Annotated in this window: 8 protein-coding genes and 1 pseudogene; 3 read left to right on the top strand and 6 right to left on the bottom strand. The window is 44.9% G+C overall.

The window, feature by feature from the left end; all coding sequences use genetic code 11:
• Nucleotides 1-145: 145 nt before the first annotated feature.
• From JMX18_RS04170 to JMX18_RS04180, 3 genes are read right to left on the bottom strand one after another with little or no spacing between them, the layout of a single operon-like run.
• Nucleotides 146-904: an ABC transporter ATP-binding protein gene (locus tag JMX18_RS04170; protein WP_201584746.1), complete on the bottom strand. Its 759-nt coding sequence runs from the start codon at nucleotides 902-904 to the stop codon at nucleotides 146-148.
• Nucleotides 897-2,126 (bottom strand): ABC transporter permease, encoded by a 1,230-nt coding sequence (locus tag JMX18_RS04175; RefSeq protein ID WP_227674551.1) that lies wholly within the window; start codon nucleotides 2,124-2,126, stop codon nucleotides 897-899. The genes JMX18_RS04170 and JMX18_RS04175 overlap by 8 nt, the downstream gene beginning before the upstream one ends.
• A gap of 31 nt (nucleotides 2,127-2,157) precedes the next feature.
• Entirely contained in the window at nucleotides 2,158-3,429 is a 1,272-nt protein-coding gene (locus JMX18_RS04180; protein ID WP_201584748.1) for an efflux RND transporter periplasmic adaptor subunit, read from the bottom strand.
• A 250-nt stretch (nucleotides 3,430-3,679) separates the two neighbouring features.
• On the opposite strand from JMX18_RS04180, the gene JMX18_RS04185 reads away from it, so the two are divergent.
• From JMX18_RS04185 to JMX18_RS04195, 3 genes and pseudogenes are all read left to right on the top strand, one after another.
• Entirely contained in the window at nucleotides 3,680-4,198 is a 519-nt protein-coding gene (locus JMX18_RS04185; protein ID WP_201584750.1) for a DUF302 domain-containing protein, read from the top strand.
• A 196-nt stretch (nucleotides 4,199-4,394) separates the two neighbouring features.
• Nucleotides 4,395-4,592: pseudogene (locus tag JMX18_RS04190) on the top strand (IS3 family transposase); the annotation flags it as partial.
• Nucleotides 4,593-4,848: 256 nt separating this feature from the next.
• Entirely contained in the window at nucleotides 4,849-6,327 is a 1,479-nt protein-coding gene (locus JMX18_RS04195; protein ID WP_201584754.1) for an anion permease, read from the top strand.
• Between the two features lie 169 nt (nucleotides 6,328-6,496).
• Here JMX18_RS04195 and JMX18_RS04200 read toward each other — a convergent pair whose 3' ends face one another.
• The 3 genes from JMX18_RS04200 to JMX18_RS04210 form a co-directional block, all read right to left on the bottom strand.
• On the bottom strand, nucleotides 6,497-7,189 hold the full coding sequence (locus tag JMX18_RS04200) for an aldehyde dehydrogenase family protein (protein WP_201584756.1): 693 nt from the start codon (nucleotides 7,187-7,189) through the stop codon (nucleotides 6,497-6,499).
• Nucleotides 7,190-7,200: 11 nt separating this feature from the next.
• Complete coding sequence (gene putA, locus JMX18_RS04205) at nucleotides 7,201-10,437, bottom strand: bifunctional proline dehydrogenase/L-glutamate gamma-semialdehyde dehydrogenase PutA (RefSeq protein WP_201584758.1); 3,237 nt, start codon at nucleotides 10,435-10,437, stop codon at nucleotides 7,201-7,203.
• Between the two features lie 603 nt (nucleotides 10,438-11,040).
• The gene (locus JMX18_RS04210; protein ID WP_201584760.1) at nucleotides 11,041-12,336 is read right to left on the bottom strand and encodes an NCS2 family permease; all 1,296 of its coding nucleotides are present in this window, start codon (nucleotides 12,334-12,336) and stop codon (nucleotides 11,041-11,043) included.
• Nucleotides 12,337-12,637 lie beyond the last annotated feature (301 nt).

A 12,637-nucleotide genomic window follows, 5' to 3' on the forward strand; every position in this document is an offset into this window, starting at 1 on the left:
AAACGCTGACCTAAATGGGTGGCGTTTTTTTGGTAAACACGCCCGCCGCCATAACCAATTCAATCGATAAAACTTCTATCCCTTGATAAATGCTAATTCTCACCAAGCGCTGTAAACACATCATCTGATGCTAGTGGAATAAAATTTAGGCGTTCATTGAGTCACTCTCAATAGAGCCATCTACCAAGTTGATGGTACGATCACAAGAGACGGACAGACGTGGGTCGTGAGTAACCAATAGCACCGCGCAATCACGCTCTTGGTTGACCTTACGAAACAATTCAAACACCTCGCCTGCGGTAACGGTATCAAGATTGCCCGTGGGCTCATCAGCTAATAATAGTGCAGGTTCAGTAATGAGTGCTCTAGCGATCGCGACGCGCTGCTGCTGTCCCCCTGAGAGCTCGTTTGGTTTGGTATTAGCAAACTTCTCAAGCCCAACAGCGGCAAGCAAATCCCGCGCCTTTTGTACTGCCGCTTTACTCGGGCGACCACGGGTCAACATCAAGGGCATCAATATATTATCCAGAGCGCTAAACGCTTGAATCAGGTGATGAAATTGAAAAACAAAACCAATACTACTGCCACGTAGCGCGGTGCGTCCGGCATCATCCATAGCGCTGGTAGGCTGCCCTAGTAAATAAAGCTCGCCGCTAGTAGGCTTGTCTAGTAAGCCCAGCACATTTAATAAGGTGCTTTTACCAGAACCTGATGGCCCGATTAAGGCGGCAAAGTCATTATTAGCAATATACAAATCAATACCATGCAACACTTCAATCTCATTGGGCTGGCCGATATTGTAAGACTTTTTGAGTGCTTCTAGGCGCAGTACCTCATGAGGCGGCTTGGCTACTATCTTTTGATCAGAACCGCTAGATGCGTTTATAAACCTATCGTTAGACATAGCGAATGGCCTCCACAGGATCCAACCGCGCCGCCCGACGCGACGGTATAGCAGCCGCTATTATGCCAGTGATTGTCGCAAGGAGCATGGTTGTCAAAATAAGTTCTATAGAAATGACAATAGTAAATAAACTAGGCCCAAAAGTATTAAAGCCCCATACCAGTACATAACTGACAACGCTACCCATTATCGACCCAAGCAAACCAAATGCTGCCCCTTGGATTAAGAATATCCGTAGAATTTGCTGGCGAGTGGCACCCGTTGCGCGCAAAATTCCAATCTCGCGTGTGCGCTGTACCACGCTGACTGACAATACACTGGCGATACCAAAAGCGACCGATATGGCCACAAAAACCATAATCATATTAGTCGATAAGCTCTGCGCTGAAAGACCGCTCATCAACTGTGCGTTGGTTTGAATCCAGCTTTCTGCTTGCAGGGAAGTCAAGCGCCCTACTTGCTCTGCGATGTCCTCGGCCTCAAAGATATCCTCAACGGTTAAATCAATCACCGTAACCCCGCCTGGCAGAGCAAGTAGCGACTGCGCTTGTTTTAGATCTAAATAAACGTAGCGCTCATCAAGCTCACGCACTCCCAGCTCAAAGATACCGGCGATATTGACTATCGCGCTGGCATCACTCTCTTGCCCAGTGTCAAGACGCAGCTTACTGCCAACCGCTACGCCCAAGTTTTTGGCAAGCTCACGACCAATCAAGACGTTATTAGCCCCTATTCTAAGCTCGCCACTACTCATGTATTCATCAAGGGGTACAATTTCTTGATAACGCTCAAGTTCAGTACCAATCAGCACCACTGATTCTATAGCCTCACCGCGCCTAACAAAGGCAGGACCTGACACGATCGGTGAGACTGCTGTCAATTGTGGCAATTGATCTAAAGCTTCGGTAATTTGTTGCCAGTTATTGATAGAGCGCAGGCGCTGGGGCCGTTTGTCCTCTTGCACCAGTTGCAGCGTGCTGGCATCAGCTCTAGCTATGATGTTGACTTCATCTGGGGACACCAGACGAATATGGGACTGACTGCCAAGCGTGCTATCAATGAGATTGACCTGTAAGCCTTGAATGAGGGAGGTAATAAATATGATAACGGCGACGCCTATCGCTACCCCTAAGGTAATCATCAGGGACTGTACTCGTCCTTCGCGCAAAAAACTAATGGCGATGGTTGAGTCGATCCAAAGCTTGCCAAAAAAAGATTTCAATTTAATTTACCGTCGGTTGATTCATCGCTGCTTAGTTCATCGTTGTTTGGTTGCTAGACTGAGGATTGGCATTTATCTCATTAATATTATTAATATTATTAACATTATTAACATTATTAACGTTATCAATTAGAAAAGTTCTTTGCGTCTCTACCCGCACCTTAGTACCATCCTCTATGTCAGATGTCGCATCCGTTAGGACTTGATCGCCTGCATTTAATCCTGACACCACCTCAGAAGCTGTCAGCCCGCGCAGACCTAAGGTCACGATCTGACGCTGAACCCTACCATCACGCACCAGCATTACTTGCGCTTGATCGTCCTGACCCTCAATAAACGCATCGTTAGGAATGACTAAAGCTTGCTCGCGGCTATCGGTTTCAACGTTTACCGACACCGTCATGTCTTGACGGAGAAATTCAGGCACAGGATCAACCGCTAATCTCACCTCGACCGTACCGTTTTGCGCATTGATACTGGGGGCAATAAAGTTAATACGCGCCGCAAAAGGTCTGTTAGGATAAGCGTCGGCAATGACTACCGCTGCTTGTTGCAGCGCCAGCTTAGATAAATTGCGCTCATCAAGGGGCACTTGAATCTCGGTGCTACCCGCTTGTGCAATAGTAAACAAAGTGCGCCCCGGCTGCACTAAGTCGCCTGGCTCCACATCGCGGGTCAGAACTGTACCGCTCACCTCGCTACGTACCTGCGCTTTATTTAGCTGTGCTTGGAGCGCCGCAATACGCTCGCGAAGTAGCTCCTCCTCGACTCCGCCAGAGGATAAGGCCGTCGCTCGTAAGCGCGCATTTTCAACATTATTACGCGCCTGCGCTTCTGCTTGTAGCGCTTGCTCCATCTCCTCATCAGAGATGGCATCGATTGCCGCCAATTCACGCCTACGCTCTACATCGCGGCGAGCCTGCGCCAGCGCTACCTCAGCATTGGCCAAGTCTACTGCTGCTTGAGGACGTGTGCTACTGGTCAGCTCGCTAAGCTCAGCCTGTGCCTGACGCACTTGGGCAGCCACGTCTTCTGAGCTTAACACCAGCAGCAAATCTCCCTTTGCTACTTTATCGCCTTCTTCTACCAAGCGCTCAAGCACCACCCCTGTCACCTCACTCCCTATCTGGGTTCGGGAGGTCGTTATCACTCGACCCGTCGCCACCACCGTCTGCACTAACGGCATAGAAGATACGCTATAAGTGGAGACCCGTGGGCCTTGTGACCAACGAAACACGGCAAAACCAACCACCAATACCAATAGTAAGAGGACGATCATCAATTTGTAGCTGATAGTGCGCAACGCATCTCTCCAGTTTCAGCAAGGGGTAGGATTACTCAAATATACTTTATTCTATAGCTTACCCTATTCTAAGATAAAGTGAGGTATAGTCAGTTAAAAACTCGGTTAAATATCCAACCAAAAATAACATAGGTTGCAATAGCCAAGCTTATTACACACAATAAAGATCTTGGCTTTATAAGCAGTAACAACTGTTTATTAATAACACCTTCTTAATAATAACTTTTTAACGACCAATAAAGGCCTCTTTATGCGAAAAATTATCCCTCTCACCGCTCTCGCCGTGCTCGCAACCTCGTGCGCCAGTGTCAACAATGTTTTAAATACAGCAGACAGCAATGCCACCGCTCAACAAACTATCCCCGCTATCAATGCCAAAAAAGGACTGGTCACCATGCAAAGCAGCCATTCTGTCAAAGATACCGCTGATAAGCTGGTGTCAGTAATTGAAAGTAAAGGGATGAAAGTATTTGCTCGAGTGGATCATCAAAGCAACGCCGCTGGCGTGAATTTAGAGCTAAGACCCACGCAAGTGATTATGTTCGGTAATCCAAAAGCGGGTACACCACTGATGAATTGTGAGCCAAGCGTAGCGATAGATCTGCCGCAAAAGATACTGATCAGTGAAGATGCCACTCAGCAAGTGTGGTTGTCTTATAATAATCCTGAATATCTCAAAGATCGACATAACATTAAAGGCTGCGATACCGTTATCGATAATATGTCAAACGCGCTTAACAGTGTCAGCCAAGCGGCTATTACTAAATAAAAAGCTACTAGACATTGAGATATTTGAATGCAGGGTGAAAATTGAGCTCAGCGAAGGCTAAGCTCAATTTTTACCTTTAATATTAGAATTAGGTTTGCAGTATATTTACTATGTTATCTACGGTTTAGTGAGTCTTGATTATATAGAGTTTGGGATGGTCTCGAATGCTGAGTTTCCGATATACTCGGGACGGTTCAACACTCCGATAGAGAGCTTCTGGGGCGTATTAAAGAATAAGCTGGTATATCATAAAGATTATAAAACCAGATTTGCCGCCATCAATGACATTATCAGTTATAACGAGCTGTACTATAACCAGACGAGAATTCAAAAGAGCTTGGGCTATAAATCGCCAAGGCAGGTGTGGTTTGACTATTATCATCAAGCTGCGTAACTAAAATTTCCCAAGTTTAACTGTACGGATTTGACGGCAGGGGTCAAATAGAACCAAGCAAATCCACCTGTAATAAAGTCAAGACAGGCAAGTCAAAAAGAAAAGATAAAAGTCAACAATCTTACACAGTAAAACAAAAGTAAAGGTTATAATGCCTCTACCTAAATGCTTATAACTTGTAGGGTTTTAATTTTATTATTTTATAAATCTAAAAATTTTGACGCTACTCACTGTATTAATAATACTAGGAGGCCTGATGTCTGAATCATCAAATAAATTTCCTTTTAATCCCATACCTTCAGCTATTGCTATAGCCATTGGGCTTATCATCTGGTTTGTCATCCCTGTTCCAGACGGGGTATCTACTGATGCTTGGCATCTATTGGCATTGTTTGTAGCCACGATTGCCGCCATTATTGGTAAAGCGTTACCACTTGGGGCGTTGGCTATCATTGCGGTAACCTTAGTCGCTGTGACAGGGGTAACAGCAGATACTCCTGGAGAAGCTATAAACGACGCGCTATCGAGCTTTGCAAGCCCTCTGATTTGGCTCATTGGTATCTCAGTTATGATATCGAGAGGACTAATAAAAACCGGTCTTGGCTCTCGAATTGCTTATTATTTTATATCTATATTTGGCAAAAAGACCTTAGGAATTGGCTATTCCCTTGCCGCAGCAGAGCTAATGATTGCGCCCATCACCCCCTCTAACACTGCTCGAGGCGGTGGTATTATCCACCCTATTATGCGTTCAATTGCCTTAAGCTTTAACTCAACCCCTGAACAAGGGACGCAGAATAAAATTGGCCGCTATTTAGCGATGGTCAACTACCATTCTAACCCCATTACCTCCGGTATGTTCATTACCGCAACAGCGCCAAACCCTTTGGTCGTTGATTTAGTAAACAAAGCCACAGGCGGCAATATTGAGTTGTCTTGGACGACTTGGGCTTTGGCAATGTTTGTGCCAGGTATGCTATGTATCCTAGTTATGCCGCTGGTGGTTTATTTGGTATATCCTCCTAAAATTAAAGAGACTCCTGATGCCAACCAATACGCTCGTGAAAATTTAGCAAAACTAGGCAAGATCAGTACTCACGAAAAAATTATGCTCGGAGTTTTTGCTTTAATGCTATTACTATGGGCAAATATACCTGCTTTATTGTTTGGCAACCAGTTAGCCGTTAATGCGACCACTACCGCCTTTATTGGCTTATCATTGCTAATCATTACTGGCGTGCTTAGCTGGCAAGACGTACTAAAAGAAAAATCAGCATGGGATACTATTATTTGGTTTGGAGCATTGGTAATGATGGCCAACTACCTAAACCAGTTAGGACTTATCTCTTGGTTCTCCTCTAATATAGAGTCAGCGATTGGACTGACTGGCGTGGGCTGGGTTGGTGCTGTAACCATCTTAACCCTAGTTTATTTATACATGCATTACTTCTTTGCCAGTACCACCGCTCATATTACCGCTATGTTTGCTGCTTTTTATGCGGTGGGTTTAACGCTTGGTGCACCGCCGATGCTATACGCCTTAATCCTTGCCGCAGCCGGTAACATTATGATGACCTTGACCCATTATGCGACAGGTACTGCGCCTGTTATTTTCAACTCAGGCTATACAACATTACGTGAATGGTGGACTATCGGCGCGGTAATGAGTGTGGTTAACTTAGTAATATGGATTGGCGCTGGTTTGATTTGGTGGAAAGTGCTTGGCTATTATTAATCTCATTTAACGTTAGTCTTGAAGGCATTCGCTTGTGAGCATTTACCATTGAAATTAACGGTTTAAAAAAAGAGGCCCATCAAATTGATAGGCCTCTTTTTAGTAACTGCTAACTAGCTTAGTAACTTTTATCACAAATAAAATCTACTGCAAGTCAATTATGAGCGCTTTAATCTGTACCCAGCTCCAGCAGGCTAGCATTACCACCGATAGCAGTAGTATTAATGGTTTTGACTCGCTCAGTGACAAAGCGATATAGATAATCTGCGGTGAGCATTTCTGTAAACCCTTGCATATCAATTACGGCGATAACTTGAGTCAAGATGCCATCTGTATCAGCGAGCGTTTGACTGATTTTTTGTACTTCAGCGGCACTACCGGCTACCGCCACTTGTGCTAGACGATCGATATATAACAAAGTAATGGTTTGCGAGTCATTGGCGACGCTCAACACATCTTCACTAATACCGACCTTATAGAGTATTTTTGCCGCTGCAGCGCTCATCTCATCTTGGCTTGGGCAATGTAATATAACTTCATTACCTGTTAATAAGGCGGCCATAAGCTGCCCAAGTACCGCCATCGCTTTAGCTGATTCTGTACCAATAACCATAGTTTTGCCACGTGCAGTCACATATAAGTCATTAGACTCACCAGTGGCACCGGTCATGCGCTCTACTTCATCAAGCTTAGGCGCAAAGCTTAGTAAGTGACTAAATAGCCGTTTGGCTTTATTAGCATTACCAGTCAACAGTGCCAATTCTGCAATAGCTGTTTCAAGATAAGCGGCACGATTGACGGCGCCAAGTAGTCGCCAGGACTCACAAACTTGGGCATGATTTTTTTTGAATTCAGTCGCCATAGTGCTACTCCTTATGCGATATCGGTTGATGGTGAAGAATAAGTTTGATCATTTTCAGTGCTAAGCGGTGTAGTGCTCAGCTTCATAAGCCGGGCGACGTAGTGTGGCCCGCCAGCTTTAGGTCCGGTACCAGAGAGACCACAGCCACCGAAGGGTTGCTCGCCTACTACGGCTCCAATCTGATTACGATTAACATAGGTGTTACCTACCACAGCGCGGCGCTCGATATGATCGGCGACACTTTCAATACGGCTATGAATACCTAAAGTTAAGCCAAAACCAGTGGCGTTGATAGCATTAATAAGCTTATCCAAATCACGGGATTTATAACGCAGTACATGCAATATGGGACCAAAGTGCTCACCACCAATAACATCGATACTGCGCACCTCAATCGCCGTTGGCAATACAAAGGTAGACTGCTCCTCGCTGACCAATGAATTAGCACTCATTGGGGTCTGCGCCAGAATATTAGCAGTGGACTCAGATTGCATACGCTCAATATGCGCCTCCAACGCCTCTTTGGCAGTAGCATCAATCACCGGACCTACATCAGTCGCTACATAAGTTGGATTGCCTACTACCAGCTCCGCCATATTGCCTTGTAATAGCTCAATCAGCTCATCAGCAACTTCTTCTTGTACGCATAAGATACGACAGGCCGAACAGCGTTGCCCAGCTGAGCCAAACGCTGATAGAACCGCATCCTTGATAACCTGCTCAGGCAGTGCGGTTGAATCGACAATCATAGCATTCTGACCGCCAGTTTCGGCAATCAGCACTGGCAGTTCGCCACTGCTTAACGCATGATTATTGAGGCTTTGATTGATAAGCTGTGCCGTTTGAGTTGAGCCAGTAAAGACCACACCCGCTATACTATCTGCTGCCGTCAGCGTCCCACCGACTTCGCCTGCACCGGTCACAAACTGCAAGGCCGTCGCTGGCACGCCGGCTTGATACATCAATTGCACGGCAAAATGAGCGATTAGGCTGGTTTGTTCGGCAGGTTTGGCGATCACGGTGTTTCCAGCGACTAGCGCGGCAACGATTTGTCCGGTATAAATAGCTAACGGAAAGTTCCACGGGCTAATACATACAAAAGTACCCCGTGCTTGATAAGCTTGACGTATAGGCATGCCCGCTAAATCGGTAAACTCATGGGTGATATCAACTAAGCGCTCGGCTTCATCCGCATAAAATCGGCAGAAATCTACCGCCTCTTTGATCTCATCGATACTGTCCTGCATGGTCTTGCCCGCTTCAACTTGGCATAGAGCCATTAGCTCAGCATAATTTTCTTCATATAAATCAGCAATTTTGCGCAAAATATCAGCACGCTTAGATGTTGGTACGGCTTGCCACTGTTTTTGACCAGCAACGGCGGCATCGATGGCCTGACCTGCTATTTCAGCATTACCGTACTTTACTTCGCCAGCCACCACGTCATGATTCCAAGGGGCTCGTACCGTATGACTTTCAAGGCTACTGTTAGATTCAGAAGCGGCCTCAACTGTCTGTCCATTAATAATGGGCGCTGCTGACCATGTTTTTTGTAGTTGCTTATCAATAGCGGCTTTGAATGGTTGCCACTGCGATTCAACAAAGATATTCGGCCCAAAGCTGGCACGGCGTCCGTCATAGATATCTAGTGGCAAAGGAATCTGCGGATTATGCAAAGTCTCATTTTCCAGCAGCTTGTCATAAGGGTGTACGGTCAGCTGCTCAATGGGATAAGACTTATCTAATAACTGATGGACAAATGAGCTATTGGCACCATTTTCAAGCAAACGGCGCACTAAATACGGCAATAAATCTTTATGCGCGCCTACAGGAGCATAGATTCGTACCGGGATGTTATAAGCCTGCAAGATATGATCATAGAGCGCATCGCCCATACCGTGCAAACGCTGGAACTCAAAATCTCTATGAGCACTCATAGTCATGACCGAAGCTAAGGTATGCGCATTATGAGTAGCAAACTGTGGCCAAATTAGCCCGCGCAAATGCTCTGATAATAAGAAGCGTGCACAAGCTAAATAAGCGGTATCCGTACCTTCTTTACGGGTCCAAACCGGATAGCCTGACAGCCCTTTTTGCTGTGCCAGTTTGATCTCAAAGTCCCAATACGCACCCTTGACTAGGCGAAGTGGAATACGGTCGCCCACCTCTTTAGCCAAGCGCGCCAGCCAAGCAAAGATAGCGATAGCACGTTTAGAATAACCTTGTACCACCAGACCCAAACCATCCCAGCCTGCGGTCAAAGTATCCCGGTATAATGATTCAAACAGCTTTAAGGATATCTCTAAGCGATCCGCTTCTTCAGCATCAATACTAACGTCAACATTGACTTCACGTGCCGCCTCTATTAGCAGCAAACAACGCTGACGCAGCAGTCCCATCACTTGAGCTTCTTGAGTGGCCTCATAACGAGGATGTAGCGCTGATAATTTTATAGAGACTGACGCTTTAGGCATGCCGTCTTTAACTTTGATATTAGCCGTCGATTTGATCGCATGCAGATAATCATTGAAGTATTTTTCAGCATCTTTATGAGTAATGGCAGCTTCACCGAGCATATCAAAAGAATAGGTATAGCCTTTATTACGATAAGATTGACTGTTTTTATTAGCTTCCTCGATGGTTTCGCCGAGTACAAATTGATGCCCCATGATGCGCATAGCTTTTTGCATCGCTCCGCGTATCATCGGCTCGCCCATCTTTTTGGTCATCCGATCCAAAAAGCTTGATGCGGTAGTACGCTCGTCAATACTAACCACCCGACCGGTCATCATCATTCCCCAAGTGGAGGCATTGACTATAAAACCATTATCATCTTTTAAATGCTTCTTCCAATCGGCCACACTCATTTTGTCGCGAATAAGCGCATCAGCGGTATAGCTATCGGGTACCCGAATCAAAGCCTCTGCTAAGCTCATTAGCAAAATACCTTCTTGAGTATCGAGGCTGTACTCTAACAATAACGAGTCCACCATTTTTACTGCTTTGCCATCACTGCGGACATACTCAACCAGCTGGCGCGTTTGGTTACTAGCATTTTCACGCTCTTCATCACTAGGTTTGGCAAGAGGTAATAACTGAGTCAAAAAGCGATCTTCATCAACGCTATATAACGGTGAGATATGGGCATACAGCTCATCCGCTGACTGCTCAATATACTCAGGCGCTAGCATGTCGGTAGGCTCAAATAAAATAGGTTCTTCTGGGGTAAACTGACTTATCGGGTTCATAACAACTCCATAACTATCGTTTTAAAAGCATAATAAATGGGGCGTTAAGGCTTTTGGGTATAATAAAAAAGCAAACGCCGCCATTACAAAACGAGCAAATCCAGCATAAGCTAGAAACGGTTAACTAGGTCGTTGAGTTTCAAACGGGCTACGTTAACAATACAAAGGCAACAACTAAGAGCTAAGCGGCATTAGTGCCTTCTTCTTGTTAATAGTGAAAGGAGTATGATCAGCAGGCTTTGAGCTCGATAACAACTTGATAATAGTTCATCATTTAATGACCATTCAAGCATTTAATGCTAGCAAGGAGCTATTTAAAAACCAAATCTGTGATCGGATATGACTTTATATAATATAGGGATAATATGACGTCATAGTTGATTCACTGTAAGAAAAACCTCTACGGCGTTGATTGAGGTGATGCGCTTAACCTCATAATACTATCATGAAAGAGCGTTACAAACTAACGCTATCCTGTATCTAGGATAGTGGAGTTAATATATAAAACCCATTTGATAAGTTATTGTCGTTAATAAAAAAACCCTCTTTACCTATCGATAAGTAAAGAGGGTTTTGACTTAGAAAACTGACTTTGATTGAAGTCTATAAGAATACAATCTTTGCCAATAAAACAATCGTTAATACCCATACTGCGATGGTAATGTCAGAGAATTTACCCGTTATAAACTTCAGAGCAGTAAAAGTGATAAAACCCAGCGCAATACCATCAGCGATAGAATAAGTCAAAGGCGTGAATAACAATACCACGGTGACCGGCGCAGCTTCAGTCAAATCCTGCCAATCAATATCTCTTAGCACGCCGAGCATCAATACGGCTACGTAAAAGATAGCGCCAGCGGTAGCATAAGCAGGAATCATACCTGCTAGCGGCGCAAAGAACATACTAAGTAAGAATAGCACCCCAACGGTCACCGCCATCAGTCCAGTACGACCGCCTGCTGCGATACCTGACACACTCTCAACAAAACTGGTGGTTGATGAAGTCCCTAATACGGAGCCGGCGACCGTTGCCGTCGAATCCGCCAATAAAGCTTGACCAATATTAGGAATGTTACCCTCTTTATCCACCAGCTTAGCTTGACTGGTAGTCGCTAATAAAGTGCCGGTAGTATCAAATAAATCTACGAATAAAAAGGCAAAAATAACACTGATCATACCTACATCGAATGCACCCGCTATATCAAGCTGCATAAATGTTGGGGCTATAGATGGCGGAGTAGATATCACGCCTGTAAACTGGGTCTGACCCATTAATAAGCTAATAACAGCGATCAGTAAAATACCAATAGTTACTGCGCCTGGGACCTTTTTATAGGCTAACCCCAAAATAACAATAAACCCTAAAGATGCCATCATAGGTGAAAAAGCTTTCATATCACCAAGTGCGACCAAGGTGGCATCTTGGCCAACAATTACGCCTGAGCTTTGCATAGCGATAAAGGCCAAAAACGCACCGATACCGGCGACCACGCCTTGTTTCAGGCTCATAGGAATGGCATTGATAATCCATTCACGAATTTTGAATAAGCTCAAAAGTACAAAAATAACACCTGATAGAAATACCGCGCCGAGTGCGGCTTGCCAAGTGTAACCCATACCCAATACTACGCCATAAGTAAAAAAGGCGTTCAAACCCATTCCGGGCGCCAAAGCTACGGGCAAGCGGGCGTAAATCCCCATGATAAAACAACCTATCGCAGCCGCTAAACAGGTGGCTACGAACACAGCCCCTTTGTCCATCCCAGCATCTGCTAATACGTTAGGGTTTACAAAGATAATGTAAGCCATGGTCAAAAAAGTGGTTAGACCTGCGAGAATCTCGGTTTTAACAGTGGTATTACTACCATTGATACCGAAGTAGCGTTCGATTGCGTTCATAAGTGACGTTTCCGACTGACTGGTGAGAATACTGCAAGTACCGAAGCATAAACAAGACTTCAGCAGGGGAATGGCATTATCTTGGATTGGAGAGCTACAGTAATAAAGGTGCACATTTTAAAGAAGTTGAGCTATTAATTCAATTGCTAAGCGCTGGATAAGGCTTTCTCCTGGTTATTCACTACTAATAAGAGACAAATGCCTAGCAATACTTCATTATTATCAGTAGCAGTCTAAGAATAATAGATATTCATGCCGAAAAATAGCAGGCTACCCTAGCCTGACTGTTAATAAATAATCT

This window comes from Psychrobacter jeotgali, from assembly GCF_904846315.1.
Classification (GTDB): Bacteria; Pseudomonadota; Gammaproteobacteria; order Pseudomonadales; family Moraxellaceae; genus Psychrobacter; species Psychrobacter jeotgali.

Bases quoted from the DNA above. Each gene is read 5' to 3' on its own strand.
- putA (WP_201584758.1), bottom strand. From the start codon at position 10,437: ATGAACCCGATAAGTCAGTTTACCCCAGAAGAACCTATTTTATTTGAG.
- JMX18_RS04200 (WP_201584756.1), bottom strand. From the start codon at position 7,189: ATGGCGACTGAATTCAAAAAAAATCATGCCCAAGTTTGTGAGTCCTGG.
- JMX18_RS04195 (WP_201584754.1), top strand. From the start codon at position 4,849: ATGTCTGAATCATCAAATAAATTTCCTTTTAATCCCATACCTTCAGCT.
- JMX18_RS04185 (WP_201584750.1), top strand. From the start codon at position 3,680: ATGCGAAAAATTATCCCTCTCACCGCTCTCGCCGTGCTCGCAACCTCG.
- JMX18_RS04210 (WP_201584760.1), bottom strand. From the start codon at position 12,336: ATGAACGCAATCGAACGCTACTTCGGTATCAATGGTAGTAATACCACT.
- JMX18_RS04170 (WP_201584746.1), bottom strand. From the start codon at position 904: ATGTCTAACGATAGGTTTATAAACGCATCTAGCGGTTCTGATCAAAAG.